This is a genomic window from Natronomonas salina (assembly GCF_013391105.1).
GTDB lineage: Archaea > Halobacteriota > Halobacteria > Halobacteriales > Haloarculaceae > Natronomonas > Natronomonas salina.
In genome coordinates this window covers 2685435-2708718 of record NZ_CP058335.1, presented here as the reverse complement: position 1 = coordinate 2708718, position 23284 = coordinate 2685435, and the positions used below count along the sequence as shown (strand labels likewise).

Genomic DNA, 23284 nt, shown 5'->3' with positions numbered 1-23284 from the left:
GCCTAATTGGCCGAATCTATACTCAGTTAACGTCGTTCTCATCAATAACCCCCTCTTCTACGAGGTTTTCAGCTATCTCACCCTCTAAGTCGGGGTCGTATTTGCTCAGCATCTCAATAATCACTGAGCGTACTTCCTTCCATTCGTCAAGTAGAGCCGTAATAGATTCTAATACTTCGTCTGGGAAATCCTCCTCATATTCTTGCTTTAGGGATGATAGCTCCTTTCCAAATTTACCGTATTCAACCAAAAGCTGCCTAAACTCCTTCCCATCAATCGATTCATATACCTCTTCAGGGATTTCATCTACAAATTCCCCATCCTCTATGCTATCGTACTCATCAAATATATCAATTATTTCTTCAAACCTATCATCGATACTAATGTACCAGTTCGTAAGATGGATAGTATCTATAACTGGATCGATGCTCCGACTATCTGCAGAAGAATAGGTGATATCGTCGAAGTAACTAACAACTGCCTCAAAGTCCACCATTTCCTCCATAACCGCAAAAAGCTTCAGAATTGCCTTAATTTCCTCTCCGTAGTCAAAGTACAACCCATTCATCGCATAGAACGTCCAAGTTGTGTTTAGAGCAGTACGTTTGTTTCCGTCAACAAAGGGATGATTCGCCGCTAAAAGTCGTAATAATTCCGCTGCCTTCTCGTGGATAGTTTCTGGGACACATCCAAAGTGACCCTCCGAAATGGCTGACAAGATATAATCAATTTGTCCCTCGTTGCGAATACCTACAGTAGCATCTTCATCATCCTCAACGATATCTGAATGTATAGATACTATCTCATCCACGGTCGGATATAGGACATCATGTGGATATCCATGAGTCATATTGGAGATACCAGTACCGTGTATTGAGCGAACATAAATCCATTTGGGCTAATCAGGTCTTACGCCGCTTCGGAGAGGAGCAACGCGAACACAAAGAATTGATTGGGGGTTGGAACGGCGCGCGGTCCTACCTTGGGGCAGCTGAAGCAACTCATACTGCACACCCTTTCAGCTACGGGGTTCGTAGGAACCGTACGGGGATAGGAAGTCTCCGTCGGAACCCACATCAGAGATGGGACTCATCAAAAAATGGTGTCGGCGAAAGTTAGGCGCCTACGGGAGTTTGGCCACCAGTTCCCGACGGCCGAAGACCGTTCGGAAACCGAGTGGGCCAACTCGGATTTGAGACCGAGGACGAGGGCGAGAAGGCTTGTACCGCCCGATTACAAGCCTCGCCCTCTACAGCCCTTCACGGTTATCTCGAACGGCTCATCCTGAACGGATTGGATGAGGATAGGCACCGTCCACGTTTCCTACTAAAGACAACTATGTCAAACGGAAACAACCTCGAACCGATTCGTCCAGATGAGGCCAAGGAAATGTACCTTTCACAGCGGGAAAGCGAAGTATCAAAGAGTACGATTCAGGCGCACCATTATCGCCTAAAGCACTTCGTCCACTGGTGTGAAGAAGTAGAGGAGATAGAGAACCTGAACGAGCTTTCGGGCCGTGATCTTCAGCGATTCAAGATGTGGCGGCGAGACGATGGCGATCTCAATAACGTCACACTCGTCACCCAGCTCTCAACACTTCGTGTCTTCATCGATTGGTGCGAGAACATCGACGCCGTACAGGAAGGCTTACACGACAAGATTCTGCTTCCCTCGCTATCGAAGACTGAAGACCGGCGTGATGCTATGCTCGATTCAGAGGCCGCTGAGAAGCTGATTGAATACCTACGACAGTTTGAGTTCGGTACCCGAACGCACGCCCTGGTGGAAGTTCTATGGCTCACCGGGATGCGAATTGGTGCGGTTCACAGCATCGACGTGGCGGACTACGACCCGGAGAATCAAACAGTGGAATTGCGCCATCGTCCAGAGACGGGTACCCGATTGAAGAACAAGGAAGACGGAGAGCGGGTAGTCTCGTTGAACGCCGAGGTCTGTGACGTGCTTGACGCCTATCTCCAATATCACCGCATCGAGGCCGTGGATGATTATGATCGGAAGCCGTTGCTCACCAGCTCGGCAGGCCGACCAGCGAAAAGCTCCCTTCGGGATAGTATCTATCGTATCAGTCGTCCCTGTATCTATACTGGTGATTGTCCACATGGCCGCCAGAAAGATTCATGCGAGGCGATGGAGACTAACAAGGCCAGTAAATGCCCCTCAAGTGTGAGTCCACACGCGATTCGACGTGGTTCAATTACTCACCACCTCTCCGAAGACGTGCCTGAGACGGTTGTTGGTGACCGAATGAATGTGAGCCTTGACATTCTGGAGAAGCACTATGACCGGCGGAGTGAAGAAGAAAAGGCGGAACAGCGCCGTGATTATTTACGGGACCTATAACCAAAGTAAATCATCTTAATTTGAATCTTCTTCTTCGAACTTCGACCTTATTGTTTCCTCAATCCACTCGCTAATTTCTTCATCTGACATTTCATTTTCTAATTCATCTGGCATCATCCCCCTAACGTCGATTGGTTCTTCTTCAAGTTCAATTGATACAGATGCATTTATGTCCACTAATCCGACTTTACCTTCTTCCTTTCTTGGACCCGCCTTTGGTGGTCTTGCGGTCACAGCTCGCTCAACCCAATCTTCCAACTTACTTGGTGGGTTAACGATCTCGTCATTGAAGTACAAGAACGCATTCGCTTGTGCAATCAGCATAATGGGAACCCATTCGTTTGAAAGTCGCTCATCATTAACGACCTGGTCCATGTCCCTTGACGGGAATTTATCTCCTATCAAGACTAAGTCAAGTAAAGACTCTTTTAAACGTGTCCGTATTCGATATCTGGCATTCCGCTCGTCTTGCCCATCCAGGTCTTTTCTCCCGAGCAAATACTCTCGATCACTCTTTGTGAGTATCCCTCTGTCTCTATCGATTCTATTCCAGGGTTCAGTTTCATCAGGGCTTTCATCCACCATTTTGCCTCGGAGTATGGTGTAGTCCACAGCGAAAACGCTTAAGGATGTCGAAATAGTACCTGTATCTATCAATGTCAAAAGGGAGATCAGCTGATGAGAAAACACGGTGTTCATGCTGTGGGAGGCATGGAAGCCAGGTCAGAAAGATAGATAGCGACCATCAGGTTCCACGGGGCGTAGGTGGCGCAAATCATCCTGGTAACCGTGGGCCGCTTTGTAGAAAGTGCCACAGCGCCAAGCATGGAGATGGACTTGCACCAACAATCCGCTGGTTAAGCACAGGTGATATGGACGAATATGAGTTCCTGCTGTACAAGCAGTTCATGAACGAGATGATTCCAGCAGTTGCTCAGGTGATCGACGTTGAGATGGATGTCCGGTACTCACTTGGAGATAATGATAACGCTTGGCACATCCCAGTAGGGGATATCCGTTGGTTAGACGAACGTCTCACCGAATTAGATGTGGAATATCAATCAATACGAGCCTCCGAGTACTGGTGAAGCACAGGAGGACTCTACTACATCGAGGGGCTATTGAGAACTTGATATTTTCTCTAAGAAGCCTACAGCCCATCCAATATCATGGAGTGAGCGTATTCTGATAACCGACCAATCAATTTCGTTAATATGTTGATGGCATGAGTCGCCTGGACCAACCCTAAGCTATTCGTTGAGTGGAGCTAACTAATCAAAAGGCACAGAGGGTAAGTAGGTGCGTGGAATATACGGTTGAACCCAATCCTTACAGTGGCATCTGTTCCGAGATTAGGGCAACGGAAATTAAGCGCCTACGGGAGTTCAGCCCACTATGCCGGACGGCCAAAGACCGTCCAGGCCGGGAGTGGGCCAACTCGGATTTGAACCGAGGACCTCCCGGTTATCAGCCGAGCGCTCATACCTAGCTGAGCTATTGGCCCTAGGTAGGCGCAGTTCATCGTAACGACGACGCTTGGTTAAACCTTTCTTTTTCGCGGGTCCCCGGCCCGCCGTGGCACGGTTACGGTTCGCGCGACTCCTCGCGGTCGTCGCCCTCGACGTCGACGTCGGTGAACTCGTACTCGTCGTCGCTGACGTCGACCGGGTCGGAGCCCGACCCGGCGCCGCTGCCGCCCGGGCCGCTCCCGCCGGGGCCGCCGGGGCCGCCGCCCGGGAACTGGCCGCCCGGGAAGCCCTCGCCGTCGCTCTCCTGGTCCGGGAAGCCGCCCATGTAGACGTTGCCGGTGGCGAAGCCGCCGGTCTTGGCGTCGACGTAGGGCGTGACGACGTACTTCTTCAGGGCCACGCGGATGGGGTAGCGCGTCGGCGGGAGCACGAACACCAGGCCGATGAGGTCCGTGACGATGCCGGGCGTGAGCATCATCGCGCCGGCGACGAGCAGCAGCGCCCCGTCGAGCAGTTCGTCCGTCGGGGCCTCGCCGCTGGCGAGCTTCCGCTGGATGCGCGCCAGGGTGTGTCGGCCCTCGGCGCGGACGAGCAGCAGCCCGATGAACGCCGTCAGTACGACGAGCGCCACCGTCGCGACCGGCCCGATGGTGACGGGGCCGAGGCCGGTCGCGAGGATGACGAGCAACATGACGTCCAGCAGCGGCACGAGCAACAGGACGCCGATGACCCGCAGGTCCATGCCCGTGGATACCACCGGATGCCGGAAAACCCTTCCGAGACCGGCGACGTCCGCGGAGCCGAACCGCGGTGGAGCCGGCCGTGACCGGTTCGGCGACCGACAGCGAGTTGACGCGGCCGGCCGAAACCCGGACGATGGAGCACCACCGGAAGCTCGAGCGGATGTACCACGCGGCGCCGTGCAACGACGGGGCGGACCCGGAGCTGACGATCACCGACGCCGGCGAGGCCGAGGTCCGGATCGGCGTCGACGAGGGCGACCACCACGCCGCCGGCGCGGTCCACGGCTCGTACTACTTCAAGGCGCTCGACGACGCGACGTTCTTCGCGGCGAACTCCCTCGTCGAGGACGTCTTCATCCTGACGACGGACTTCCACCTGCAGCTGACGCGGCCGGTGTCGACCGGCGAGATCGTCGCCAGCGCGACGGTGGTCAACGACCACCCGAAGCAGCTCATCGCCGACGGCACGCTCCGCGACGACGAGGGCAACCAGCTGGCCCGCGGGACGGGCACGTTCCAGAAGAGCGGCGTGGAGCTGACGCCCGAAGTCGGCTACGAGTAGCGGGCTCGAGGACGGAACCGGGCGGGAGGGACACCCTGGCCGCGCGAGGCGGACCCGACGCAAAAGCGGACCGCAGGTGAGAGGCTGAAGGTTTTTGATAACACGCCGCAAGGTGGACACCGATGAAGTACTACCGGCAGGAGCCGCTCCGGCACCTCGGCGACGTCCCGGCGATGGGCGCCGACCGCTACGGCGAGAAGCTCGCCTTCGAGTACCGCGGCGACGAGTACAGCTACGCCGACCTCGAGGCGCGGTCGAACCGGGTCGCGAACGCCCTCACGGACGCGGGCATCGAACCCGGCGACCGCGTGGCGATGTACGTCGAGAACTCCCTGCAGTTCCCCGAGACCTTCTTCGGCATCGTCAAGGCCGGCGCCGTGGCGGTGCCGCTGAACCACCGGATGGACACCGAGAGCCTGCGGTACATCCTCGACGACGCCGACGCCCGGGCGCTCGTCACGTCGCCGGTGTTCCCGAGCGTCGGGACGGACCTCGCCGAGGAGGTCCCGCTGGCGTTCATCCCGGGCGGCGCCGAGGGCCTGGAGGACTACGACGAGCACGTCGACGACGCCTCGCCGGAGTTCGACCGCCCGGACCGCGACTTCCGGGACGTCGCCGTCCAGTGTTACACCTCGGGGACGACCGGCGCGCCGAAGGGCGTGCTGACGACCCACGAGAACCTCCTGACGACCGCCCAGTCCTACAGTTCCCGCGGCGGCGCCGACCCCGAGGAGGACGTCGCGCTCTGCTTCCTCCCGCTGTTCCACATGTACGGGCTGAGCACGGTGATGCTGACCGCCCTCTACAACGGCGCCACCGTCGTCCTGCGGACCATGCCGGTCGCCAGCGACCTCCTGTCGGCGATCACCGAGTACGAGGTGACGCAGTTCGCCGGCATCCCCGCGGTCTACATCGAGATGGTCTCGGAGCTGGAGGCCAACCCCGACGAGTACGACGTCTCCAGCCTCCAGACGCTCGGCAGCGGCGCGGCGCCGCTGGCCGACGACACCCGCCGCCGCATCGAGGCGGCCTTCGACACGCCGCTGACCGAGGGGTGGGGCATGACGGAGACCTCCCCCGCCGGCACCACCGCCTCGACGTACGGCGTCCACAAGGGCGCGGGCTGCATCGGCCAGCCGCTGCCCGACGTCGAGATCAAGCTCGTCGACCCCGCGACCCGAGAGGTCCGCGTCCCGGCCGAGGCCCTGGAACCCACCTCGGCGACGACGCTGGCGGACCACGGCATCGACCCCGACGACGAGGACCAGGTCACCGGCGAGATCGCCATCCGCGGCCCGCAGGTCTTCGAGGGCTACCACGGCCTGCCGGAGAAGACCCGGCAGGTCTTCGATGAAGAAGGCTGGTTCTACACCGACGACATCGCCCGCGTCGATTCCGACCGGTTCCTCTGGATGGTCGACCGCGCCGACGACATGCTCATCGTCGGCGGCGAGAACGTCTACCCCGCGGAGGTCGAGGACGCGCTCTTCGAGCACCCGGACGTCCAGGCCGCGGCGGTCGTCGGCGTCCCCCACGAGGTGAAGGGCGAGGCGCCCGTCGCCTTCGTCGTCACCGAACCCGGCGTCGAGGAGCCGCCCTCCGAGCGGGCGCTCCGGGAGTTCACCCTCGACCACGTCGCCAGCTACGCCCACCCGCGGCGCATCTTCTTCGTCGACGAGCTCCCCCGCAGCGGCACCCGCAAGGTCCAGCGCTACAAGCTCGAGGAGGACGTCGAGGCGCGCCTCGACGGCGAACTGACGAGCAGCGAGGAACTGTAGGCCCTATTCGCCTCGGCGCGGACCGAAGGTATACGGACGCGTCGGTCGTCACGCCGCGTATGAGTCCGACCGTCCACGAGTTCAGAAACCAGATCCGCCAGCGTGTCGGCCGGTTCGAACGCGAGGTCGACGCCCAGTTCACGAAGGAGGAACTGGCCGCCATCGCCGACGCGGTCGGCGCCGACGTCGACGACCCGCGCCCCTCGAAGGGGACGATGCGCGCGGCGATCCGCCAACGGGCAGGGATCGGTCCGGAGGACGAGGAGGACGGTAGCGCGTTCACGAAGTCGGACCTCGAAGCGATAGCCGCCGCCCTGGACGACTGACCGCTACCAGTGGGTCGGCCGGTCACGAGGTCCCGTTTCGACGGTGACGGAGTTCGATGGATAGCGCCGACCGGCAGAGCCAGACCCCGCCCCCGAGCGCGCCGATACCGAGCAGGACGAGCGCGGTGAAGGTGGGATCACCGGTCGTCGAGATGCAGGCGTTCTGCGTGCCGCGACCGGAGATGCACGCCTCCGGGACCAGCGCCGCCAGGAACAGGATCGCCGCGACCAGCGCCAGGGAGAACGCACCGACGAGCCGCCTCGTGACGCTTCGCTGCCGCTCGAGAGCGGTCCACCGCTCTCGGACGGCCCGCCGTTCCCAGTCTTCCCCCCGCTCCATACGCCAGACCATGGTATCTATTAACATGAATCTTTCCTGGGCCGGACTCGGGCTGTAGCGGTTCGCGAAAGGCGGCCTGGGGATAATGGTTGGGTCGAACGGGCCGCCGTCTACTCGTTTCACTGCTCGGTGAAAGGTCTCCGGTCGAATCATCTAGAATCGATTCGGACCGATCGGCGGATGGAGAAACCCGGCGCTACGGACGAAGAGATCGGAACCGGGACCGAGAGGCCGGCTTCGAGGCGGTCACGAACGGTCTGTAGTCGTCGAGCAGGTCGGCCGCGTCACGACTCGGGTCCGCGTTCGGGGAGGCTGACGACCTTCTGTCCCCCCTTCCAGCGGCGGGTGACGAGCCCGTCGGCCTCCATCTCGCCGAGCAGGTTGCTGACCCGGCCCTCGGAGTACCCCGTCTCGGCGACGACCTGCTGTTGCCACATCCGCCCGCCGTGCGCGTCCAGCAGCTCGAGGACGCGTTCGTCGGGCGGCAGCAGTCTGGCTTCCGTCCCGGAAGCACAGCCAGTACGACCGGTCGACCCCTCACGTTCTCCGGACTCGCCGGGCGCGATGGTCTCGATCGATGGCGGCAACTCGACGCCGACGATCGTCCGCAACTGCTCGATCATTCCACCTCACCGCGGAGCGTCGCGGTCGCTGGTGCCGCGCGTTCGACCAGTTCGACGAGGTCGCCGTCCCGGCGGACGGCCAGCACGATGGCGTCGCCGTCGACGGCCCCGTCGAGCTCGAGCACGACCGGATTCGAGAGCTGTCCCCCACTTGAGGGGCTACGAGACCCCCCGCGTGACGTAGTCATTGTCATCCATCCCCGGACACTGCAAAATGGTAACTTCTTACTTGGAACTGCTGCCGGTTATTTTGGGACTTTTATCTACCGCCGGCTCAGTCCCGGTCGAGGTGCAGCGAGACCCGCCCGACGGCCACCGTCTTCCGCTCGCCCTCGTGTTCGCTCGTCACCTCGACATCGACGACGCCCATCGCCGACCCGCTGCGGATCACCGTCGCCTCCGCCCGGAGGTCGTCGCTCGCCGGCCGGACGTAGCTGACGTTGAGTTCGGTGGACGCGTGGGGCGTCGAGTCGGGCTCGTCGAGCGTCGTCCGGATGGCCGCGCCGCCGGCGTGGTCGATCAGCGTCGCGACGACGCCGCCCTGCATGACCCCAGTCCCGGGGTTCGCGAGGGACTCGTCGAAGGGCAGCGAGAGCGTGACGGAGCCCTCCGACTGCGCCTCGATGGCGATGCCGAGGCTCCGCAGGTGGTCGTGGTTCTCGAGGAAGCGACGGTTGACGTCGGTCATTCGGGTTCGCCGGAGCTACGCCGCCCGCGCTAATGAAGTCACCCGGTGGGTCCGGTCCGTCCCCGCCGGTTCGCTGCCGGTAGCCCGCGTGCGCGGTACTTATCCGCCTCGGCGCAGAGACCTCTGCATATGAGCGACGGACGGGACGTCCCGGGAGGCGACTTCGTCGGGGGTGACGACGCGGGCAAGTCACTCCAGCGGTTCCGGGCGACGGTCGACCTGATCGACGGGGGGCTCTACCAGCTCGACCCGGAGGGCCGGTTCGTCGCGGTCGACGACGACTTCCTCGCGTCGACGGGCTACGCGCGGACGGAACTCCTCGGCGAGCGATTCTCGCTGCTGCTGGACGACGATGACGGTGAGACCGCGGAACGCGGCATCGACGACTTCGGGGCCGACGGGGCGACCGACGTCGACACGGTCGAAGTGACGTTCCGGACGGCGGACGGCGAACGGCTGCCGGTCGAGCTCCGACAGCGACGCCTCGGCGAGAGCGGGCGGGACGGCGGGACGCTCGGCGTCGCTCGGGAGATCGCGGGGGAGGACGACCGCCAGGAGCGGGTCGAGACGCCCCTCGACGCCGACGAGACGACGACGAGCGTCCTCGAGGAGGCCGACGTCGGCGTCTTCATCCTCGACCCGGAGTTCCACGTCGCGTGGGTGGACTCGACGGCCGCGTCGTACTTCGGGCTCGACCAGGCGGCGACCATCGGCCGCGACAAGCGCGAGTTGGTCCACGAGACGCTGACCGACCGGGTCGCCGACGGCGGGACGTTCGCCGAGCGTGTGCTGGCCGCCTACGACGCCAACGACTACGTCGAGCGGTTCGAGTGCCGGGTGCGGGCGGGCGACGCCGACCGGTGGCTCGAACACCGGAGCCGACCGATCGAGGCGGGGCGGTACGCGGGCGGGCGGGTCGAACTCTACTACGACATCAGCGACCAGCGCCGCCGCGCACACCAGCTCCAGCGGCTGAACGAGGCGGTCCGGGAGTGGCTCGAGCAGGACTCGCGGACGGCCGTCGCCGAGCGGGCCTGTCGCCACGTCCGGGAGATCCTGAACATGGACATCAACGGGGTCTTCCTGCACGACGCGGCGTCGGCGGAGCTCCGACCGGTCGCCTGGAGCGCGCCCGCGGCGGACCTGTTCGGCGAGGTGCCGACGTTCCGGGAGGGCGAGGGGGTCGCCTGGCGGGTCTTCGAGAGCGGCCAGTCGGAGGTCTACGACGACGTCCGGGAGGCCCCCGACGTCTACGACGCAGAGACGCCGATCCGCAGCGAGATCGTCCTCTCGATCGGCGACCACGGCGTCGTCGAGATCGGCTCCACGGAGCCCGGCGCCTTCGACGACGGCGACCTGATGCTCGCGGAGATCGTGGCGTCGACCCTCGAGGTGACGTTCGACCGGATCGACAACCAGGAGCGGCTCGAGGCCCGGAAGGCGGAACTCGAGACCGAACTCGGGCAGATCCTCGACCGCGTCACCGACGCCTTCTACGCCGTCGACGACGAGTTCCGCTTCACCCACGTCAACGAGCGGACCGAGGAGCTGCTCGGGTACGCCGAGAGCGAGCTGCTGGGGGAGTCCCTCTGGGACGTCTTCCCGGAGGCCGCCGAGATCGACACCGTCCGGACGGCCTTCCGGACGGCGATGGACGACCAGGAACCGACCAGCTACGAGCGCTACGACGAGACCCTCGACCTCTGGATCGAGGCGAACCTCTACCCCTCCGAGTCCGGCATCTCGGTGTACTTCCGGGACGTCACCGAGCGCAAGGAGCGCGAGCAGGCCCTGGAGGAATCGAACGAACGCCTCGAGCAGTTCGCGTACGCAGCCTCCCACGACCTCCAGGAACCCCTCCGGATGATCACGAGCTACCTGCAGTTGCTCGAACGCCGCTACACCGGCGAGCTGGACGAGGAGGCCGAGGAGTTCATCGAGTTCGCCGTCGACGGCGCCCAGCGGATGCGCGAGATGATCGACGGCCTCCTGGAGTACTCCCGCGTCGAGAGCCGCGGCGACGCCTTCGAGGCTGTCGACCTGGACGCGGTGCTGGACGACGTCCGGGACGACCTGCAGCTGACGCTGGAGGAGAGCGACGCCGACCTCGAGGTCGGACCGCTACCGCGGGTCGAAGGCGACGCCAGCCAGCTCCGCCAGCTGTTCCAGAACCTCCTCGAGAACGCGGTCGAGTACAGCGGCGACGAACCGCCCCGGATCCGCGTCGAGGTCAGCCGGGACGGCGACTCCTGGGTGACGGTCTCGGTCGACGACGACGGCATCGGCATCGACCCCGACGACGCCGACCGCATCTTCGAGATCTTCCAGCGACTCCACTCCCGCGAGGACCACTCGGGGGCGGGGATCGGACTGGCGCTCTGTGAACGCATCGTCGAGCGCCACGGCGGCGACATCTGGGTCGACTCCGACCCGGGTGCGGGCGCGACCTTCTACGTCACGCTCCCGGCCGGACCGGACGCCTGACCGGGTCCTCTAACGGACGCCAGCGCCGCCGCTGCCGGTTCGAGGCTCCAAAAAACGGTGTACCAGTACCCCTACCGGTATCCTGTCGGTCGGTTCGGGACGGTAAATGCTTTCTCCGATGACAGATATTCACATTCGGGCGACGGGAGCGCACGAATCGGCTGGGCGGCTACTCGGAACCCAACCTTCCACAGCGAGCTCCTTCGTACAAAATCCACCTATGCTTCGATGATATCATGCACCTGCGGGGAGAGCGGCTTCGCCAAGAACAGCACCTTCGCCGACCAGGCCTTCGGCACAGAGAACGGGAGCGGCCCCAACTCCAGCCATATCCACGACAACGAGGGGCAGTTCCAGGACGGTGAGCTCATCGCCCGCGAGGTCAGCTGCAGCGTCGCGACTGTCGTCAACAACGTGCCAGAATCCGGACCGTAACCCCACGAATCGGTCGGTAGCCTGACGGGAGGTGCTCCTCTTTTCTGTCGATGGCCTCTCGACAGATTCTTCCGGTGCGACCGCCGAGGCGGCCGAGAACCGGATATCCGCCGACTGACGAGTTTCTATCCATAAACATAGTGTTTACTTGTCTCTTCATTTCTAGTCAGTTATTTTACGTTAATGCCCCCGAGTATCCGGCAGAGGACTAATCAGACATCTTTCAGTTGGCCACAACGTATGCCCGAAGCCAAGACGCTAGCAGTCGGCGTCGCGATCCTGACGATCTTGGGAATGACGATCGCCCTGGCGGTCCCGCTGGGACCCTCCATCGCGGGCGACGACGACCCAGAGAACAGCGGCGTGACGTCTGCGCAGGAAGACCCGGTGAACAGCACGGACAACGGTACGGACGATAACAGCACTGACACCGACAACGACGGCGACGACGACGACCCCGAGGACAACGACGGAAGCGGGGAGAACGGCAGTTCTGATTCACCACCCTGCGAGTCTGACGGCGACTCCAGCGACTCCAGTGGCGAGAGCGACTGTGGGTCCAGCGACGACGGCGCCGACGACCAGGACGGCGAGAAGAACAAGGACGACGACGATAACGGCGACGACGGCAGCAGCGGCGACGGCGCCGACGACGGCAACAACGGCGACGGCGCCGACGACAAGGACGGATCGAAGGACAAGGACGACGACAACGGCGACGACGGTAACGGTGGCACCGGCGACGACGGCAACGACGACAACGAGACCGACGACGGTGACGACAACGGCGGCGAGAACGGAACGGACGTGATCGGGACCTGCGAGGAGAACGGGCTCGTCATGAACAACACCATCGCGAACGAGGCCTTCGGCACGGAGAACGAGAGCGGTCCCATCTCCGGTCAGCTCCACGACAACGAGGAGCAATTCCAGAACGCCTCCGTGATCGTCCACGAGGGTAGCTGCGTCATCGCGACCGTCGACAACAACGCCAACGGCAGTGGCGGTGACGGCGGTCCCTCCGACCAGCTCCCGGGCGGTGACAACGGCTCCGACGACGGTAGCGACGGCTCCGACGGCAACGAGACCGACGACGGCAACGACGGTAACGAGACCGACGACGGGACCGGCGACGACGGCGAACTCGGTACCTGCGAGACGGGCGGCGCCATCCAGGACAACACGCTCGCCAACGAGATATTCGGCACGGAGAACGAGAGCGGTCCCATCTCCAGTCAGCTCCACGACAACGAAGCGCAGTTCCAGAACGGCTCCGTGATCGTTCACGAGGCCAGCTGCGGCGTCGCGACTGTCGACAACAACGCCAACAGCAGCGGTGACGACGGTTCCTCCGACCAGCTCCCCGAGTCACCGTAGCGACCGACCGATTCAGCGAAACGACCCCCGAGGCTGAACCCGACTGGCGGTATTTTCTTCGACGGGACGGCGACCCGTTCTGGGTCGCCTCTCGCTCACCCCCTTCGAGGAGCGCCCGCGCCGACCGCCGGTACCTAGTCGGTCTCGTCGGCGAATTCCTGCGCCCGTTCGCTCACTCGTAGGTGTGCGTGTAGCCGCCGTCGAACAGCAGGTCGCCGCCGTTGAGGTGGCAGGCGTGCGAGGAGAAGCCGAAGACGAAGAGGTTCGCCACCTCGACCGGCATCATCAGCTCCTTCGAGCGCGCCTGGCCGAGCATCACGTCCTCGACGACCTCGTCCTCGGTGATGCCGCGCTCCTCGGCGGTGTCGGCGATCTGGTCGGCCATCAGCGGCGTCAGCACGTAGCCGACGCTCACCGAGAAGCCGCGGAGCGACCCCTCCCCCTCGGCGGCGATCGACCGCGTCAGGCCGGTGAGGCCGTGCTTGGCGGTGATGTAGGTCGGCTTGTCGCGGGTGGCGTAGTGGCCGTGGACCGACCCCATGTTGCCGATGGCGCCGACGCCGTCGTCGGTCTCGCGGATGTGCGGCATGACGTGCTTCGACAGCAGGAACGGCGCCCGGAGCATCACGTCCATCAGGAGGTCGTACTTCTCCATCGGGAAGTCGGGGATGGAGGCGATGTGCTGCATCCCCGCGATGTTGGCGAGGTAGCGGACCGACCCCTCCTCGGCGGCGGCCTCGACGGCCGCGGCGGTCGCGTCGTCGTCGGTCAGGTCGACCTGCGTGGCGACGAACCGGCCGTCGGCGCCCGCGTCCGCGACGGTCTCGGCCGTCCCGTCGAGGCCCGCCTCGTCGACGTCGAGGCCGACCACGGTGAGACCGTTGACCGCGAGCGCGAACGCGGTCGCGCGGCCGATGCCCGAGGCCGCGCCCGTGACGATGGCGACGTCGTCCGTCGTGAAGCGCTCGTCGTCGAGGGTGAGTACCTGGTCCGCCGAGAGCTCCGGCGGGGCGAGCGACTCGTCGGCGCTGGAGTCCGGTTGCGAGCTCATATCCCGGTATCGGGCCCGGAGCGATATGGGTCCCGGGGTTCACATGCGAACCGCTCGCGGGGGCGCCGGAGTCAGTTCGTGCGCCGCTCGGCGAATGTCAGCTGCCAGTTGTCGGCGTCGGTGACGTCGAGGCCGTCGACCCGCCAGCCGCCGGAGAGCTCCCGGACGAGGTGGGCGGTCCGGGTGGCCACGGCGGACAGCGGCCACCGGTCATCGCGGTGGAAGCTGGCCCGGCTGGCCAGGTCGTCGGGGAGCACGGGCGGGGCCGCGACGACGTCCGCGTCGGCGTACTCCCGGACGACGCGGTCGAGGAGCGCCTCCAGTCCCCCGCGGTCGTCGCCGTCCGGCAGCGGCGTGACGTCTGTCAGCGTGGCGACGGCGCCGTCCGCCGACGTCGCGACGACGACCCCGGCGATCGGTTCGCCGTCGCGCCTCGCGACGTAGGCGGCGTGGTCCCGCGCCGGGTTCCGGAACCGCCAGTCGTAGAACCGCAGGTCCCGGTGGATGTGGATCCCCTTCTTGCGACGGTCGTACTCGATGCCAGCCAGCGTCGCCGCCGGGACGGCGTCGTGGCGCTCGACGGTCACCGCCTCGGGGGCCGACAGCCGCCCAGTCGACAGCCGGTTGTAGCCCTCGAGCAGCGGCGTCAGCGCGCGAACGCCGAGGGAGGCCCAGGTGGAGGAGACGTTCTGCAGGCCGGCGGGGTTCTGGACGCGGTAGTAGGTGGGCTGGTCGGCGACCCGCTTCCAGCCCCGCTGCAGGTGGTCGGCGGCGGTGCGCTCGTCCGGGAAGTCGAAGAGGAAGCTCACGTCCCGGTCGCGGTACTTCTCGATGGCCGCCTCGTTCAGCCGGGCCGACAGGCCCCGCTGCCGGTGGTCGGGGTGGACCATCGTATCGCAGGGCTGCAGGGCCAGGTGTCGCCCGCCGTTCACCGACAGCTCCAGCGCGAAGAACGGTCTGGCGCCGACGAGTTCGCCGGCCCGCTCCGCGACGAAGATAGGGACGTGGTAGACGTACGGGTTCTCCTCGTACTTCCAGGCGAACCACTCGCGGTCGTGGTCGGTGCCGAACGTCTCGCGGTGCAACGCCAGGAACGCGTCGACGTCCTCGGGCCGGAACCGCCGGATACCGTAGTCTGACCGGACCGCGTCCTCCCCCACCTGCTGGCTCATGTTCCGATACCGAGCCCTCACAAGCATAGTTATCCAGTCGGTAACTACCGGATGGGACGGCGTAACCCCGACCTGCCGACGCCGACGTCAGGTCTCGCTGCCGACTACGAGCACCTCCGTCGCCGTTTCGGGAACCGCCGCCCAGGCGGTCGCGTCTGGCGTCCGCACCGCTGCCGGTCCGAACTCGTAGTACCCCGACGACGCCGGCAGTTCCACGAGGTACTCGACGTCGTGGCTGCGGGCCGTCCCGTCGAGGTAGACCTCCCGGACGCCGCGGTGCGGTCGGGGCGCGACTGCCGTCACGTCGTCGCTGCGGTCGGTCAGGACGCGCGCCTCGTAGGGGACGCGGTCGCGGAGCAGCACCGGCGCGTCGGCCTCGACCGTCAACTGGACCCGGGCGACGCCGCCGCCGACGTGGACCGATCCCATCTCGCGGCTCCCCTCGACCGCGACGTCGGTCTCCCGCTCCGGGCCGCCCGATCCCGCGCCGTCGGTCACCCACTGGTAGATGCACTCGATAGCGGCATCGCTGGCGCGGGTGGCGTTGTGCGCCCGCCCCGGGAGGAGAAGGTTCGTCTCGGCGCCCTCGAGCTTCGGGCTGTCGGGGTTGTCCGCGTAGAAGTAATCGAGGTCGCCGCGGATGGTGTAGTAGTCGACGTCGCCGGGCGTCTCGTCCGGCTCGTTCAGCTCGTACAGCGGGCCACCGGCCTCGGCGCAGTCCGGCGAGATGAACCCGCAGACGCGGTTGGCGCCCGGCCCCTGCTCGCACCCGGGACCGCAGGTCGCGGTGCCCTCGTTGGCGCCGGCGCAGCCGACGAACGTGTCGACGACGTCGTAGCGCGGGCCCGATGCCGACGTCGAACCGCTCGTCGATATCCGCGAAGTCGGCGCTGTCGGCCATCCAGAACCGGACGCCGGTGACGCCGAGGCTGTGGCTCACCACGTCGACGCTGTCGGCGCCCGTGTACGCCAGGACGTTCCCGACGAAGTCCTCGAGCTGTCGGGCCATCTCGTCGTGCGTGGGACTCTCGGCGGCGAACGTGATGGACCACAGCTGGTCGCCGCGGTAGCCGCGCCGGAGGTAGCGCGTCGCGTGGTCCGACCAGTCGCAGGCGTCGTGGGTGTTGCCGTGGACGAAGACGACCGGGTTCTCGCCGCCCGCCAGCCCGGGCCGGGTGGCGTGGTACTCGTGGCCGCCCCAGCCGCCGTAGGCGCCATCGGTCGACCAGGGGAGGTAGCGGTCGTCGGTGCGGTCGACGTCGCAGGCCGTGCCGCCGAACCCGGCCAGCGGGTCGTCCTCGGTGCCGTCGTGGGTCGCCGCCGCCGTGCCCGACGCGAACAGCGCGCTGGAGGCGGTCGCCGCGTGCAGGAACTGCCGGCGGTCGAGGCCTGGGATGGGGTCGGTCATGGGTAGACTCCGTGGCGTCCGTATAAACGGATTGTGGCAAACCGACCCAAAGAACCGGAGGTTGATATGTGAATCTCCGGATTGATGGCCCCCGGTATCCTGTGGTACTCCATGACACGGGACGACCGGACGGGGGCGGCCGCCGTGGCGGAGCCAGGAGAGCACAGCCCACGGACCGCACGCGGTGGACGATGTCTGAGGGCGCGGACGGCCGCCGTCCCCCACGACCACGGCGACCGTCCGTACGAGTGGGTCGGCGACTGGAGCCGGCGCCGCGCGCGGCTCACGCCGGCCCGCGTGGCGGTCCGGGACACCGCGACGGACGACGCCTACACCTACGCGGACGTCGATGCGCGGGCCAACCGGGCGGCCCGGGCGCTCCGGGCCCTCGGCGTCGGGGCCGGCGACCGTGTGGCCGTCGTCTCGCGGAACCGCATCGAGCAGTTCGACCTGTTCTTCGCGACCGCGAAGATTGGCAGCGTCCTGGCGCCGCTGTCCCACCGGCTGCCCGAGCGGGAGCTGGCGGCGGTGCTGGGCGACGTCGACCCCGCCGCGGTCGTCGTCGAGACGCCGTTCGAGGCCGAGCTCGTCGACGCCCTCGACCGCAGCGACGTCGACCCGACCGTCCGGTCGCTGCCCGTCGACGCCGACCACCGTCACGAGCCCCTCGAGGCGGGGCGGTACGACGGCGCGCCCGTCGACGGCGTCGAGTCCGCGCTGTCCGACACGCACCTCCTGCTCCACACCGGCGGCTCGACGGGCGTCCCGAAGGAGACCGAGATCACCCACGGGAGCGTCTACTGGAACTCGTTCAACACCATCACGTCGTGGGGCATCCGCGAGGACGACGTGGCCCCGCTGTGCTTCCCGCTGTTCCACACCGGCGGCTGGAACGTCCTCACGCTGCCGCTGTTCCACGTCGGCGGGACGCTGCTGCTGCGGCCGGAGGTCGAGCCCGAGCCGGTGCTCCGCGACGTCGAGCGGCGATCCGCGACGGTGCTCGTCGCCGTCCCGTCGGTGCTGGCGGCGATGGCTCGCGACGACGCCTGGGACGGGACCGACCTCTCGTCGCTGCGGTTCGTCAAGAGCGGCGGCGGGCCCTGCCGGCGGCCGGTCGTCGAGGCGTGGCGCGACCGCGGCGTCGAGTTCTCCCAGGGGTACGGCCTCACCGAGTGCGGGCCGAACAACTTCGCGATGCCCGAAGATTTCCCGCCCGAGAAGGCCGCCAGCGTCGGCGTCCCGGCGATGCACGTCGACGTCCGGATCGTCGACGGCGCGGGGCGGCCGGTCGAGGACGGCGAGATCGGCGAACTGGAGCTCGCGGGGCCCCACGCCGCCGCGGGCTACCTCGACGCGCCGGCGGCGTCGGCCCGGACCTTCGGCGCGTGGGTCTCGACGGGCGACCTCGCCCGCGTCGACGACGACGGCTACGTCCACGTCGAGGGCCGGAAGAAGAACATGTTCGTCTCCGGCGGCGAGAACGTCTACCCGCCGCGCGTCGAGGCCGCCATCACCGACCACCCGAAGGTCGAGGACGCGGTCGTCGTCGGGGTCCCCGACGAGCGGTTCGGCACGGTCGGGCACGCGGTCGTCGAGGGCGACGACTCGCTGACGCCGGCGGCCCTCGCGTCCTTCCTCGAGGGGCGCGTCGCCGACTACGCGGTGCCGAAGGGGCTGACCGTCGTCGACGAACTCCCGCGCAGCGGCGTCGCCAAGATCGACCGCGAGGCCGTCGCGGAGCGGTTCGTCGACTGACACCACGTGACGAACTGTTATACCGCTGCGGTCGCTACTGGGGGTCGTATGTTGGACGTCACCATGGAGATGGAGCAGTACGACTGCCCCTTCATCGACACGACCGCGGACCACGAGGTGGCGTTCTCGACGATGCACTGGCGGCTCGACGCGGCGCGGGAGGAACTGGAGACGCGGCTGCTGGTCGAGGGGGCCGACCGGGGGGCCCTGGACAACGGGCTGTCGGCGCTGCGGGAGCACGGCAACATGAACGAGTACCAGCTGTTCTCCCGGCAGGACGACACCGCGGTCGTCCGGACGGTCATCGAGCAGACGAACGCGATGACGGTCATCCACGACCGCGGCGGCTACATCACGGGGCCGTTCCAGATCCGGAACGGCCAGGAGCTCTGGCAGGTCGGCTTCGACGACGGCGGCACCGCCGACGAGACCCTCTACGCCCTCGACAAGAACAACGAGTTCCACGTCGAGCGGCGCCGCGACCTCGAACTCGACCAGCTGTTCGACGTCCTGGGGAACGTCGAGGCGGCGGGCGAACTCCTCGACGCCTGCCGGTCGCTGTCGGACGTCGAACGGCGGACCATCCGACGGGCGGCCGACGCCGGCTACTTCGAGACGCCGCGGGACGCGACGCTGTCGACGCTCGCCGACGAGTTCGACGTCTCGACGACCGCCGTCTCCAAGAACATGCGCCGCGGCGAGAAGAAGCTCCTCCGGAGCCTCGTCGACGCGCTCGAGCGGCTCGACGAGACGGACTGACCGGCAGATTCTGCCGTCGAGGCCGCCGACGGTTGACATGTGAACCTCTCCCCTTTTGCCCGTCTGTGAGTGTATCTCACTACCATGGCACGCGAACAGACGCGGAGGCAGTGGCTCAAGACGGCCGCGGCGGCGGGGACCGCGAGCACGCTGGGACTGGCGGGCTGTACCGACGGCGGGAACGGGAACGGCGGCGGCAGCGCCGAGGGGACCGTCAAGATCGGTCTCATGCAGCCGCTGACCGGCGACGTCCAGTACTACGGCCAGCAGTCGCTGTGGGGCTTCCTGTCGGGGATGGCCTACAAGTACGACCAGGACCCCCTCGACGTCTCGACGTCCGGGGAGGAGACCATCGAGGCCGACGACGTCACCTACGAGCTGTACGTCGAGGACTCGCAGTTCAGTCCCGACCAGGCCCAGACCCTCGCGACGGACCTCGTCCAGGACCAGGAGGTCGACATGCTCTGCGGCATCGCCTCCTCCGACGGCGCCCGGCGGGTCATCGACGTGGCCAAACAGGCGGGCGTACCGTACCTGGCCGGTCCGGCCGCCGCGGCCGACCTGACCAGCGACTCGGAACTCTGCGGCGAGCAGATCTTCCGCGCCAGCGAGAACACCGCGATGGACGCCCGCTCCGGCGGCCGGTACGTCGCCCAGGAGACGGACGTCGAGCGGGTGTTCATCATGGCCGCGGACTACTCGTTCGGCCGCGCGGTCGCGCGGAACTACAAGAACGTCCTCGAGAGCGAGGGCATCGAGATCGTCGGCGAGCGGTACGTCCCGCGCGGCCACGACCAGTTCGGCGGCCTCTTCGAGAACGCCGTCGAGGCCAACGCCGACGCCGTCATCGGCGGCTTCACGGTCGTGACGCTGCCGAACTTCCTCGACGAGGGGCTGTCCGGCGAGTACGGCCTCCGGATGTTCGGCGGCTTCGCGACCGAGATCTCGACGGCGGCCATCGGCGGCGTCGCCGAGCGCGTCCTCGGCGACCTGACCGCCGAGAAGATCCAGGACGCGCTGCTGGGGCCGTTCACCAGCCGGTACCACTGGAACCAGTACGACAACGAGATCAACAGCGCCTTCGTCGACGCCTACACCTCGACGTACGGCAAGGTGCCGGACCTGTTCACCTCCGGGATGTTCGCGGCCGCCTCCTCCATCGCCCAGGCCGTCGAGGCCGGCGGCTCGACCGACGGCGCCGACATCGCCTCGGAGATGCGAGGGATGACCATCGCCGAGACGCCGAAGGGCGAGGACGCCTACACCTACCAGGAGTACAACAACCAGGCGCGCTCGGAGATGACGGTCGCGTACCCCGTGCCGAACACCGAGGACAACTGGGACGCGCCGATCATGCCGGGCGAGCCGCTGGCGCGCATCTCCGCCGACGAGACGACCCTCCCCGAGGACAGTTCGGAGATGGGGTGTTCGCTGTAGGCGCGATGGTGCTGCGCACAAGCGGGCTCACGAAGCGCTTCGGCGGCGTCACCGCCGTCGACGGCGTGGACTTCGAGCTCGGCGACGAGACCTGCTCGCTCATCGGCCCCAACGGCGCCGGCAAGACGACGTTCTTCAACCTGCTGACCGGCGTGCTGGCGCCCACCGCGGGGACCGTCGAGTACCGCGCGAGCGACCCCGGCTCGGACGGCGGCTGGGTCGACGTCACGGACAGCGACCCCCACGAGACCGCGCTGGCCGGCATCCACCGCTCGTACCAGATCACGAATATCTTCGCCACGTCGACGGTCCTCGAGAACGTCCGCATCGCCGCGCAGGCCGCCGGCGGCGCCGACTCCTGGAAGGCCTGGCGGAACGTCGGCGCCTTCCCCGAGTACGAGCGCGAGGCCCGCGTCATCCTCGAGCGAGTCGGCCTCGCCCAGGAGGCGGAGACGACCGCCGAGACGCTCAGCCACGGCGAGAAGCGCAACCTCGAGGTCGCCATCGCGCTGGCCGGCGACCCCGACGTCCTCCTGCTGGACGAGCCGACCGCCGGCATCTCCAGCGACGGCATCGACGACCTCACGGCGCTCATCGACGACATTGCCGCCGACCACGCGGTGCTGCTCGTCGAGCACAACATGGACGTGGTGATGGAGGTCAGCGACCGCATCGCGGTCCTCCACCAGGGGTCGCTCATCGCCGACGACGAACCCGAGGCCATCCGGGAGAGCGAGCGCGTCCAGGACGCCTACCTCGGCGGTTACGAACCCGGCGAGGCGGGCGGTGCCGACCCCGACGAGTCAGTCGGAGGTGAGGCGGCGTGAGCCTGCTGTCGGTCGACGACGTCCACAGCTACTACGGCGAGAGCCACATCCTCCAGGGCATCTCCCTGGAAGTCGAGTCCGGCGAGTGCGTCGCGCTCATCGGCCGCAACGGCGTCGGGAAGACGACGACGCTGCGCTCCATCCTCCAGCTGACGCCGCCGCGGGAGGGGACCGTCCGGTTCCGCGGCGAGGACGTCACCGGCCGGCCGACCCACGAGGTCGCGCGGATGGGCGTCGGCTGGGTGCCCGAGGAGCGGCGGATGTTCTCGCACCTGACCGTCGACGAGAACCTCCGCATCGCGACGCCGCCAGGGGAGTCCGTCGAGGCGGCCTTCGAGACGGCCTACGCCTCGTTCCCCGAACTCGAGTCCCACCGCGGCCGTGAGGCCGGGGACCTCTCGGGCGGCCAGCAGCAGATGGTCGCCATCGCCCGCGGGCTGGTCGGGAACAACGACCTCCTGCTCGTCGACGAGCCCAGCGAGGGCCTCGCCCCGAAGATCGTCCAGGCGGTCGCGGACGCGCTGGCCCGCGTCGCCGAGGAGTCGACCGTGCTGCTCGTCGAGCAGAACTTCCCGCTGGCGATGGACCTCGCCGACCGCTTCTACCTCATCGACCACGGGACGGTCGTCGAGTCCGGCTCGACCGAGGGCGTCACGAGGGACGACGAGGCCATCCGGAGGCACCTCAGCGCATGACGGGACTCGTACTCGTCGACGCCGCCGTCCCCCTGTTCGCGCCGGTCGGCATCACCCTCGACGCGCTCTCGAAGGCCGCGCTGTACGTCGTCATCGCCAGCGGGCTCAGCCTCATCTTCGGGCTGATGGGCGTGCTCAACTTCGCGCACGGGTCGCTGACGATGGTCGGCGCCTACCTCGGCGGCGCCGTCATGGTCGCGTTCGTCTCCGGCGCCAGCGGCGACGCCGCCCGCCTGCTCGTCTTCTTCGTCGCGGTCGCCGTCGTCTTCGCCGCGCTGACGGCGCTGGGCGCCGCCATCGAGCGGACGCTCATCCGACCCATCTACGACCGCGAGCCGCTGTTCCAGATCCTGCTGACGTTCGGGCTCGTGCTCGTCATCGACGAACTGGCCCGCATCGTCGTCGAGCTGCGCGGGCTCCGCCCCCAGACCGAGTGGCAGGCCGCCATCGGGACGGCCCCCGACTTCCTCTCGAACCGCTACGGCATCCTCGGGACGCCCACCCGCGGGCTCTACCTCTTCGAGGCGCTCGTCGGCCTGCTCGTCGTCGCCGCCATCTTCCTGTTCCTGACGCGGACGCGCTACGGGCTGTACATCCGCGCCGGCAGCGAGGACGCCGAGATGACGCAGGCGCTCGGCATCGACGTCCGCCGGGCGTTCACCGTCGTCTTCGGCGTCGGCTCGGGGCTGGCCGGACTGGCCGGCGTCCTCCTGATGTGGGACCCCCGCTTCGGCGCGAGCGTCCCGCTCGGCGTCGAGGCGCTGCTCATCGGCTTCATCGTCGTCATCATCGGCGGGCTCGGCTCGTTCAAGGGGACCGTCGTCGCGGGCGTCCTCGTCGGGTTCGTCGACGCGCTGATGACGTGGCTGTTCATCAACTACGTCGACTTCCCCGGTCTCCCCGAACTGGTGATGTTCCTCGTGCTCGTGGTCGTGCTGGTCGTCCGGCCGAAGGGCCTCTTCGGCGTCGCGGAGGTGGGCGGCCATTAGCG

Annotated in this window: 25 protein-coding genes, 1 tRNA gene and 2 pseudogenes; 16 read left to right on the top strand and 12 right to left on the bottom strand. The window is 66.2% G+C overall.

Annotated features, from left to right (window positions below):
* Positions 1–22: 22 nt before the first annotated feature.
* Positions 23–811, bottom strand: coding sequence for a type II toxin-antitoxin system death-on-curing family toxin (locus HWV07_RS14015; protein ID WP_211694142.1), 789 nt, complete (start codon positions 809–811; stop codon positions 23–25).
* A 527-nt stretch (positions 812–1338) separates the two neighbouring features.
* On the opposite strand from HWV07_RS14015, the gene HWV07_RS14010 reads away from it, so the two are divergent.
* Positions 1339–2364 carry a tyrosine-type recombinase/integrase gene (locus tag HWV07_RS14010; RefSeq protein WP_178334903.1) on the top strand — a complete coding sequence of 342 codons (1026 nt, stop codon included), beginning with the start codon at positions 1339–1341 and terminating at the stop codon, positions 2362–2364.
* Between the two features lie 15 nt (positions 2365–2379).
* Here the strand turns inward: HWV07_RS14010 and HWV07_RS14005 are convergent, their stop codons facing one another.
* A complete protein-coding gene (locus HWV07_RS14005) occupies positions 2380–2976 on the bottom strand; it encodes a DUF8102 family protein (protein WP_178334902.1) in 597 nt (198 codons plus the stop codon).
* 44 nt (positions 2977–3020) lie between these two features.
* Between HWV07_RS14005 and HWV07_RS20135 the strand changes: the two are divergent.
* Both HWV07_RS20135 and HWV07_RS19820 read left to right on the top strand, forming a co-directional pair.
* Positions 3021–3131 (top strand): annotated as a pseudogene (locus HWV07_RS20135) (hypothetical protein); the annotation flags it as partial.
* Between the two features lie 105 nt (positions 3132–3236).
* Entirely contained in the window at positions 3237–3452 is a 216-nt protein-coding gene (locus HWV07_RS19820; protein ID WP_246279770.1) for a hypothetical protein, read from the top strand.
* 341 nt (positions 3453–3793) lie between these two features.
* Here the strand turns inward: HWV07_RS19820 and HWV07_RS13995 are convergent.
* Positions 3794–3868, bottom strand: a tRNA-Ile gene (locus HWV07_RS13995).
* 80 nt (positions 3869–3948) lie between these two features.
* Entirely contained in the window at positions 3949–4575 is a 627-nt protein-coding gene (locus HWV07_RS13990; protein ID WP_178334900.1) for an FxsA family protein, read from the bottom strand.
* A gap of 80 nt (positions 4576–4655) precedes the next feature.
* On the opposite strand from HWV07_RS13990, the gene HWV07_RS13985 reads away from it, so the two are divergent.
* The 3 genes from HWV07_RS13985 (at position 4656) to HWV07_RS13975 (ending at position 7242) form a co-directional block, all read left to right on the top strand.
* Entirely contained in the window at positions 4656–5138 is a 483-nt protein-coding gene (locus HWV07_RS13985) for a PaaI family thioesterase (RefSeq protein ID WP_246279769.1), read from the top strand.
* Between the two features lie 122 nt (positions 5139–5260).
* Positions 5261–6916, top strand: a complete 1656-nt coding sequence (locus tag HWV07_RS13980) for a class I adenylate-forming enzyme family protein (RefSeq protein WP_178334899.1) — start codon at positions 5261–5263, stop codon at positions 6914–6916.
* 59 nt (positions 6917–6975) lie between these two features.
* A complete protein-coding gene (locus HWV07_RS13975; protein ID WP_178334898.1) occupies positions 6976–7242 on the top strand; it encodes a hypothetical protein in 267 nt (88 codons plus the stop codon).
* 22 nt (positions 7243–7264) lie between these two features.
* On the opposite strand, the gene HWV07_RS13970 is transcribed toward HWV07_RS13975, so the two are convergent.
* The 4 genes from HWV07_RS13970 to HWV07_RS13960 all read right to left on the bottom strand — a co-directional run bounded on the left by HWV07_RS13970 (position 7265) and on the right by HWV07_RS13960 (position 8893).
* Entirely contained in the window at positions 7265–7582 is a 318-nt protein-coding gene (locus tag HWV07_RS13970; RefSeq protein WP_178334897.1) for a hypothetical protein, read from the bottom strand.
* Between the two features lie 284 nt (positions 7583–7866).
* Entirely contained in the window at positions 7867–8205 is a 339-nt protein-coding gene (locus HWV07_RS13965; protein WP_178334896.1) for a helix-turn-helix transcriptional regulator, read from the bottom strand.
* Positions 8202–8330, bottom strand: coding sequence for a hypothetical protein (locus tag HWV07_RS19950; RefSeq protein WP_281362303.1), 129 nt, complete (start codon positions 8328–8330; stop codon positions 8202–8204). Before HWV07_RS19950 ends, HWV07_RS13965 begins: the two co-directional genes overlap by 4 nt.
* Before the next feature lie 149 nt (positions 8331–8479).
* On the bottom strand, positions 8480–8893 hold the full coding sequence (locus HWV07_RS13960; RefSeq protein ID WP_178334895.1) for a PaaI family thioesterase: 414 nt from the start codon (positions 8891–8893) through the stop codon (positions 8480–8482).
* Positions 8894–9022: 129 nt separating this feature from the next.
* Here HWV07_RS13960 and HWV07_RS13955 point away from each other — a divergent pair, with 129 nt between their 5' ends.
* The 3 genes from HWV07_RS13955 to HWV07_RS13945 all read left to right on the top strand — a co-directional run bounded on the left by HWV07_RS13955 (position 9023) and on the right by HWV07_RS13945 (position 13189).
* Positions 9023–11377, top strand: a complete 2355-nt coding sequence (locus HWV07_RS13955; protein ID WP_178334894.1) for a PAS domain-containing sensor histidine kinase — start codon at positions 9023–9025, stop codon at positions 11375–11377.
* Between the two features lie 228 nt (positions 11378–11605).
* Entirely contained in the window at positions 11606–11812 is a 207-nt protein-coding gene (locus tag HWV07_RS13950) for a hypothetical protein (protein ID WP_178334893.1), read from the top strand.
* 240 nt (positions 11813–12052) lie between these two features.
* The gene (locus tag HWV07_RS13945) at positions 12053–13189 is read left to right on the top strand and encodes a hypothetical protein (RefSeq protein WP_178334892.1); all 1137 of its coding nucleotides are present in this window, start codon (positions 12053–12055) and stop codon (positions 13187–13189) included.
* A 172-nt stretch (positions 13190–13361) separates the two neighbouring features.
* On the opposite strand, the gene HWV07_RS13940 is transcribed toward HWV07_RS13945, so the two are convergent.
* The 3 genes from HWV07_RS13940 to HWV07_RS13930 all read right to left on the bottom strand — a co-directional run bounded on the left by HWV07_RS13940 (position 13362) and on the right by HWV07_RS13930 (position 15910).
* Positions 13362–14240, bottom strand: coding sequence for an SDR family oxidoreductase (locus tag HWV07_RS13940; protein WP_178334891.1), 879 nt, complete (start codon positions 14238–14240; stop codon positions 13362–13364).
* Between the two features lie 71 nt (positions 14241–14311).
* Positions 14312–15412, bottom strand: coding sequence for a GNAT family N-acetyltransferase (locus tag HWV07_RS13935; protein ID WP_178334890.1), 1101 nt, complete (start codon positions 15410–15412; stop codon positions 14312–14314).
* An 87-nt stretch (positions 15413–15499) separates the two neighbouring features.
* Positions 15500–15910 (bottom strand): hypothetical protein, encoded by a 411-nt coding sequence (locus HWV07_RS13930; RefSeq protein WP_178334889.1) that lies wholly within the window; start codon positions 15908–15910, stop codon positions 15500–15502.
* Positions 15911–16260: 350 nt separating this feature from the next.
* Here HWV07_RS13930 and HWV07_RS19815 point away from each other — a divergent pair, with 350 nt between their 5' ends.
* Positions 16261–16482, top strand: coding sequence for a hypothetical protein (locus tag HWV07_RS19815; RefSeq protein WP_246279768.1), 222 nt, complete (start codon positions 16261–16263; stop codon positions 16480–16482).
* Here HWV07_RS19815 and HWV07_RS20130 read toward each other — a convergent pair.
* Positions 16386–16820, bottom strand: a pseudogene (locus HWV07_RS20130) (lipase family protein); the annotation flags it as partial. The gene HWV07_RS19815 and the pseudogene HWV07_RS20130 overlap by 97 nt on opposite strands.
* A 111-nt stretch (positions 16821–16931) precedes the next feature.
* Between HWV07_RS20130 and HWV07_RS13920 the strand changes: the two are divergent.
* The 6 genes from HWV07_RS13920 to HWV07_RS13895 all read left to right on the top strand — a co-directional run bounded on the left by HWV07_RS13920 (position 16932) and on the right by HWV07_RS13895 (position 23282).
* On the top strand, positions 16932–18575 hold the full coding sequence (locus HWV07_RS13920) for a class I adenylate-forming enzyme family protein (RefSeq protein ID WP_178334888.1): 1644 nt from the start codon (positions 16932–16934) through the stop codon (positions 18573–18575).
* Positions 18576–18623: 48 nt separating this feature from the next.
* The gene (locus HWV07_RS13915) at positions 18624–19334 is read left to right on the top strand and encodes a helix-turn-helix domain-containing protein (protein WP_178334887.1); all 711 of its coding nucleotides are present in this window, start codon (positions 18624–18626) and stop codon (positions 19332–19334) included.
* A gap of 84 nt (positions 19335–19418) precedes the next feature.
* Positions 19419–20771: an ABC transporter substrate-binding protein gene (locus HWV07_RS13910; RefSeq protein ID WP_178334886.1), complete on the top strand. Its 1353-nt coding sequence runs from the start codon at positions 19419–19421 to the stop codon at positions 20769–20771.
* Positions 20772–20776: 5 nt separating this feature from the next.
* The gene (locus tag HWV07_RS13905; protein ID WP_178334885.1) at positions 20777–21598 is read left to right on the top strand and encodes an ABC transporter ATP-binding protein; all 822 of its coding nucleotides are present in this window, start codon (positions 20777–20779) and stop codon (positions 21596–21598) included.
* Complete coding sequence (locus tag HWV07_RS13900; protein ID WP_178334884.1) at positions 21595–22293, top strand: ABC transporter ATP-binding protein; 699 nt, start codon at positions 21595–21597, stop codon at positions 22291–22293. Before HWV07_RS13905 ends, HWV07_RS13900 begins: the two co-directional genes overlap by 4 nt.
* Positions 22290–23282 (top strand): branched-chain amino acid ABC transporter permease, encoded by a 993-nt coding sequence (locus tag HWV07_RS13895; protein ID WP_178334883.1) that lies wholly within the window; start codon positions 22290–22292, stop codon positions 23280–23282. Before HWV07_RS13900 ends, HWV07_RS13895 begins: the two co-directional genes overlap by 4 nt.
* The last annotated feature ends 2 nt before the right edge of the window (positions 23283–23284 follow it).

Coding starts and splice junctions, on each gene's coding strand:
- HWV07_RS14010 (WP_178334903.1), top strand. CDS start 1,339: ATGTCAAACGGAAACAACCTCGAACCGATTCGTCCAGATGAGGCCAAG.
- HWV07_RS19820 (WP_246279770.1), top strand. CDS start 3,237: ATGGACGAATATGAGTTCCTGCTGTACAAGCAGTTCATGAACGAGATG.
- HWV07_RS13990 (WP_178334900.1), bottom strand. CDS start 4,575: ATGGACCTGCGGGTCATCGGCGTCCTGTTGCTCGTGCCGCTGCTGGAC.
- HWV07_RS13980 (WP_178334899.1), top strand. CDS start 5,261: ATGAAGTACTACCGGCAGGAGCCGCTCCGGCACCTCGGCGACGTCCCG.
- HWV07_RS13975 (WP_178334898.1), top strand. CDS start 6,976: ATGAGTCCGACCGTCCACGAGTTCAGAAACCAGATCCGCCAGCGTGTC.
- HWV07_RS13970 (WP_178334897.1), bottom strand. CDS start 7,582: ATGGAGCGGGGGGAAGACTGGGAACGGCGGGCCGTCCGAGAGCGGTGG.
- HWV07_RS13965 (WP_178334896.1), bottom strand. CDS start 8,205: ATGATCGAGCAGTTGCGGACGATCGTCGGCGTCGAGTTGCCGCCATCG.
- HWV07_RS13960 (WP_178334895.1), bottom strand. CDS start 8,893: ATGACCGACGTCAACCGTCGCTTCCTCGAGAACCACGACCACCTGCGG.
- HWV07_RS13955 (WP_178334894.1), top strand. CDS start 9,023: ATGAGCGACGGACGGGACGTCCCGGGAGGCGACTTCGTCGGGGGTGAC.
- HWV07_RS13950 (WP_178334893.1), top strand. CDS start 11,606: ATGATATCATGCACCTGCGGGGAGAGCGGCTTCGCCAAGAACAGCACC.
- HWV07_RS13945 (WP_178334892.1), top strand. CDS start 12,053: ATGCCCGAAGCCAAGACGCTAGCAGTCGGCGTCGCGATCCTGACGATC.
- HWV07_RS13940 (WP_178334891.1), bottom strand. CDS start 14,240: ATGAGCTCGCAACCGGACTCCAGCGCCGACGAGTCGCTCGCCCCGCCG.
- HWV07_RS13935 (WP_178334890.1), bottom strand. CDS start 15,412: ATGAGCCAGCAGGTGGGGGAGGACGCGGTCCGGTCAGACTACGGTATC.
- HWV07_RS19815 (WP_246279768.1), top strand. CDS start 16,261: ATGCCGACGTCGAACCGCTCGTCGATATCCGCGAAGTCGGCGCTGTCG.
- HWV07_RS13920 (WP_178334888.1), top strand. CDS start 16,932: ATGACACGGGACGACCGGACGGGGGCGGCCGCCGTGGCGGAGCCAGGA.
- HWV07_RS13915 (WP_178334887.1), top strand. CDS start 18,624: ATGTTGGACGTCACCATGGAGATGGAGCAGTACGACTGCCCCTTCATC.
- HWV07_RS13910 (WP_178334886.1), top strand. CDS start 19,419: ATGGCACGCGAACAGACGCGGAGGCAGTGGCTCAAGACGGCCGCGGCG.
- HWV07_RS13905 (WP_178334885.1), top strand. CDS start 20,777: ATGGTGCTGCGCACAAGCGGGCTCACGAAGCGCTTCGGCGGCGTCACC.
- HWV07_RS13895 (WP_178334883.1), top strand. CDS start 22,290: ATGACGGGACTCGTACTCGTCGACGCCGCCGTCCCCCTGTTCGCGCCG.